Raw genomic sequence first — 3476 nt, 5'->3', positions numbered from 1 at the left:
TCTGCCGCTAATTCCGCTATATCTTCAGGGGGGAGTTTTATATTTGCATCGCGATAGGTTGTATAAGCTATGCGACCAAGCTTTTTCATGAGACCAGCAGGTATGGTGGGTGCTTTAAAACCAGCTGCTTTCGCCTTTGCCATGTCACTAAACATTTCGCCTTCACCCGTAACGAGCCAATGAGGATTAATGTTATAGGCTGTATAATAGGCGTTAATTACTGAGGATGGAGGCTCATGTGCTCCGATTTCATAATTGGCAAGGGTATTGCGTTGTAAATTAAGGCGTTGAGCAAAAGCACCGCGTTCTTCGTTTCCGAGTATTCGTCTTATTTCACGCAACCGTTTTGCGAGTTCTGTTTGTGGTTCTCTTTCAGGGCGTGCCAAAAATGCTCCTTATTCATATTTAGGTTAGCTTAAATTACAGGATTTTAAAAAGAGCTTCCCCCATTCATCTTAGAGAGGCATTAAGCCGTATCTTGTGTAGCTTCTAGATGTACTCTTTCAGCCTCTATTTGACGCTTTAAATGAATTTTAAGAAGAGGGAAAGTCGCTTCGACCTCTTCCATGTCGTTGATGTCTTGAACAAGCTCTTGCAGTTTTTTATAAAGTTCTGCCGCTAATTCCGCTATATCTTCAGGGGGGAGTTTTATATTTGCATCGCGATAGGTTGTATAAGCTATGCGACCGAGTTTTTTCATGAGACCAGCAGGGATAGTTTGTGGTTTAAAACCCGCTGTTTTCGCCTTTGCCATGTCACTAAACATTTCGCCTTCACCAGTGAGAAGCCAATGAAAGTCTACGCCATAAATTTTGTGATAGGCAATTACGATAGATGCTGGTGGTTCATTTACACCGAGCTCATAATTTGCGAGCGTACCTTTCGCTAAATCAAGAGTTTTTGCAAAAGCACCGCGTTCTTCATTTCCAAGCATTTTTCTTATGTCACGTAGGCGTTTTGCCAATGGTGTTTTTGGTTCTGAATCGGGACGTGCCAAAAAAATACCTCATAAATTCATTTTTTATGTTTACAAAACATATAAAATGAATTAACTACATATTACCGCCCGATATAGAGGGCAGATATTTTACAATTAACCCCACAAAAAACGGATGTGGGAGCATCCGTTTGAAGCAGGAGCGAAGTTTATGACTATCACACAAGTATGGGATCGCCATAGTATTTTAGCTGAGCTACGCCGCCGTAACATGACCTTGGCGGAGCTCGCGAAAGCATATCAACTCTCGTCATCCAGTGTTCAACACATCTGGACACGGTCTAACGAGAAAGCCGAACGTGCTATTGCCGATTTTATTGGCTTGCCCGTCGAGCAGGTTTTTAGCGACCGCTACCCCAAAAGTCGCCGTCGCATTTTTAAAGCAGCAAAACATGCCAACACAGATTCGGCAACACAGTCCGCATTGCGCGGTAATGCTGCTTGAACTTCGTTACACGGCTTTGCGTGTGTCATACGCATTTGCCATGAATTTATTACCATAAGATGAAAAGGTTTATCAATGTCTAAAGATCAATACGAAATAGGCAAGATAAATTGCATAGAGTTGCATCATAGAACAGCCGTTTGGATGGCTTGGTTCTGGCGATTAGGGGGTAATCATATTGTTTTTATAGGGGGTGGTTATGGTTGCTGCTTGTAATTTATGGACCCCAGAAGCCAGAAGCGATATCATTAATCCTTATTCAGAAGTTGAACGTTTGGAAGCTATGCTTGCCTGTTCTTTTAAGGCGGTGAGTAGTGGATTTAAGCATCTGCCGATCCGGTATGTTATTGCCCCCCCGCATGGCTTATTTGATGCGATATTAGCGCGGCAAATTGCTATTCATATTTTGCATTATCAGTTTGAGGTACCGCGGCGGCGTCTTGTTGCCATGCAAGTACGGCAGCAGACTGCTATCTTTCTTGCTTTGCAAGTGATTAATCAGCGTTTGGAAGAACCCGTTTTTGCGAAAGCTTATCGAAGATGGGCGGGGCGTGCGATGGATTTATTCTTTAAAGAGATCAGAAAGGCGGGGGCGTGATGGCACAGTTTCAAAAGCTTGCTCTTGATGTGATTGTGGTGCCGGAGCGTATACGCCCTGTGGATGATGAGCATGCCAAGGCACTTGCACAATCAATGGCGCGGGAGGGATTGATGAATCCAATTACGGTGCGCCATACGCCCAATGCTAAAGAGGGCAATTATACGCTTATTGCTGGTGCGCATCGGCTTCGTGCTGCTGAGCTTTTGGGCTATAGTGATATTGATGCCGTTGTGGTGCAGGCTGATAAGGACAATGCCGCGCTTTTAGAGGTTGCTGAAAACCTGTTTCGCAATGAATTGTCTGTTATTGACCGTGCGCTTTTTGTCCAGACTTACCGCGAATTGTGGGAAAAGAAGTATGGGGAAATTAAGGTTGGTCGGAATAAAAAATCAAAGGTGCAAGTTGCACCTTTGATCGACGGTGATGGGCATTTAGAGCAATTGGGTCAAGTTGACCATATTGCTCAACCGAGCAATAGTGCAAACATTGCACAATTGCATGATGAAAAAAAATTCGGTCAAGTTGACCGAATTTCTCATACCGATGAAGATAGTGGCAAAGAGATCGCTTTCTGCTTTGCTAAACATGTGGCAGATCGCATTGGTTTATCTGAAGAGTCAGTGAGACGACTTAATCGTATTTCCAAGTATTTACAGCCAGAATTACGCTCTGTTTTGCGGGGGACAGCATTGGCGGATAATCAAGCGCAATTGTTGAAATTAGCCAAGATGGAGCCGGTTGCGCAACGGCGGGTGGCAATTGCTTTGCAACAGGTTGATGGGGATTTACGACGGGCTGTTGATTTGGTCAATGGGGTTAATACGCCGCCGCAAATTAATGAACAGGAACGGATTTTTGCTCAGTTATTGGGTGTTTGGCAGAGGGCCGATGCGCAGACAAAGGCGCGGTTTTATGATTATTTGAACAAGCAATCGGGGGAGGAGCAGGCATGAAGAGGCATGGTTGCGGGCAGCTTGATTTTTTCCAAAAGCCGGTTTTTCCCTGCCGCGAACCCGTTGCGCAGATTGATTTAGGGCGGTTTCGCTCACGCATTAAGCGTGCGATGGCGCGGGCTTTGAGAGAATGCCGGCATGAGCGCAGTGAGATTGCAGAGCGCATGGCGCATTATTTAGGGATTGGGTGTTTAAGTAAGGCCAGTTTAGATGCTTATGTTGCGGAAAGTAAGCAGGTTGATATTTCCCTGCCGCGGTTTAAGGCATTTGTGCGGGCAACAGAAGCCTATTGGCTTTGGGATGAGGTTGTGAGTGAAGATGGATTGTTGCTGTTGCAAGGGGATGAGGCGCGTTTAGCAGAGATTGCGCGGTTGCAGCAGGAACAGCGGGAGATTGCAGCGCGATTGAAAGCCATGCGCGCAACGCCGGTGCAAATTAAAAGGGGGCAGCCATGAAAGAATGGTTTAGTATTGCCGAATT

Annotated in this window: 7 protein-coding genes; 5 read left to right on the top strand and 2 right to left on the bottom strand. The window is 45.4% G+C overall.

What is annotated here, in order from left to right:
* Together ACFIO3_RS10220 and ACFIO3_RS10215 are read right to left on the bottom strand one after the other, a co-directional pair.
* Window positions 1-386: helix-turn-helix transcriptional regulator (locus tag ACFIO3_RS10220; protein ID WP_375704407.1), on the bottom strand; the 386-nt coding region annotated here is incomplete at its 3' end.
* 80 nt (window positions 387-466) lie between these two features.
* On the bottom strand, window positions 467-997 hold the full coding sequence (locus tag ACFIO3_RS10215; RefSeq protein ID WP_375704406.1) for a helix-turn-helix transcriptional regulator: 531 nt from the start codon (window positions 995-997) through the stop codon (window positions 467-469).
* Between the two features lie 151 nt (window positions 998-1148).
* Between ACFIO3_RS10215 and ACFIO3_RS10210 the strand changes: the two genes are divergently transcribed.
* From ACFIO3_RS10210 to ACFIO3_RS10190, 5 genes are all read left to right on the top strand, one after another.
* Window positions 1149-1442 (top strand): helix-turn-helix domain-containing protein, encoded by a 294-nt coding sequence (locus ACFIO3_RS10210; RefSeq protein ID WP_375614894.1) that lies wholly within the window; start codon window positions 1149-1151, stop codon window positions 1440-1442.
* Between the two features lie 75 nt (window positions 1443-1517).
* Window positions 1518-1658 (top strand): hypothetical protein, encoded by a 141-nt coding sequence (locus tag ACFIO3_RS10205; protein ID WP_375614893.1) that lies wholly within the window; start codon window positions 1518-1520, stop codon window positions 1656-1658.
* Complete coding sequence (locus ACFIO3_RS10200) at window positions 1642-2040, top strand: hypothetical protein (protein ID WP_375704405.1); 399 nt, start codon at window positions 1642-1644, stop codon at window positions 2038-2040. Before ACFIO3_RS10205 ends, ACFIO3_RS10200 begins: the two co-directional genes overlap by 17 nt.
* Window positions 2040-2996 (top strand): ParB/RepB/Spo0J family partition protein, encoded by a 957-nt coding sequence (locus tag ACFIO3_RS10195; protein ID WP_375704404.1) that lies wholly within the window; start codon window positions 2040-2042, stop codon window positions 2994-2996. The genes ACFIO3_RS10200 and ACFIO3_RS10195 overlap by 1 nt, the downstream gene beginning before the upstream one ends.
* Window positions 2993-3451: a hypothetical protein gene (locus ACFIO3_RS10190; RefSeq protein WP_375704403.1), complete on the top strand. Its 459-nt coding sequence runs from the start codon at window positions 2993-2995 to the stop codon at window positions 3449-3451. Before ACFIO3_RS10195 ends, ACFIO3_RS10190 begins: the two co-directional genes overlap by 4 nt.
* Window positions 3452-3476 lie beyond the last annotated feature (25 nt).

Source organism: Bartonella sp. AD328YNZD (genome assembly GCF_042196425.1).
Note: the sequence above shows the minus strand (reverse complement) of the source record. Positions and strands in the feature narration are given on the sequence as shown.

Coding starts and splice junctions, on each gene's coding strand:
- ACFIO3_RS10210 (WP_375614894.1), top strand. CDS start 1,149: ATGACTATCACACAAGTATGGGATCGCCATAGTATTTTAGCTGAGCTA.
- ACFIO3_RS10205 (WP_375614893.1), top strand. CDS start 1,518: ATGTCTAAAGATCAATACGAAATAGGCAAGATAAATTGCATAGAGTTG.
- ACFIO3_RS10200 (WP_375704405.1), top strand. CDS start 1,642: ATGGTTGCTGCTTGTAATTTATGGACCCCAGAAGCCAGAAGCGATATC.
- ACFIO3_RS10195 (WP_375704404.1), top strand. CDS start 2,040: ATGGCACAGTTTCAAAAGCTTGCTCTTGATGTGATTGTGGTGCCGGAG.
- ACFIO3_RS10190 (WP_375704403.1), top strand. CDS start 2,993: ATGAAGAGGCATGGTTGCGGGCAGCTTGATTTTTTCCAAAAGCCGGTT.